Consider the following 219-nt stretch of genomic DNA (forward strand, 5'->3'; position numbering starts at 1 on the left):
ATAATGCGACTCCACACAGCGGGGGTGATTAGCTCAGCTGGGAGAGCACCTCCCTTACAAGGAGGGGGTCGGCGGTTCGAACCCGTCATCACCCACCAACTACTTTATGTAGTCTCCGCCGTGTAATGTAAGAAATTGAGAAGTGGGTGATTAGCTCAGCTGGGAGAGCACCTCCCTTACAAGGAGGGGGTCGGCGGTTCGATCCCGTCATCACCCACC

Annotated in this window: 2 tRNA genes; both read left to right on the forward strand. The window is 56.2% G+C overall.

Going from position 1 to position 219, the window contains the following annotated elements:
* The first annotated feature begins 22 nt into the window (after positions 1-22).
* Positions 23-98, forward strand: a tRNA-Val gene (locus OGX98_RS00835).
* A gap of 46 nt (positions 99-144) precedes the next feature.
* A tRNA-Val gene (locus OGX98_RS00840) sits at positions 145-217 on the forward strand.
* Positions 218-219 lie beyond the last annotated feature (2 nt).

Origin of the sequence: Citrobacter sp. Cm046 (assembly GCF_030333065.1) — a bacterium.
Taxonomy (GTDB): domain Bacteria; phylum Pseudomonadota; class Gammaproteobacteria; order Enterobacterales; family Enterobacteriaceae; genus Citrobacter; species Citrobacter murliniae.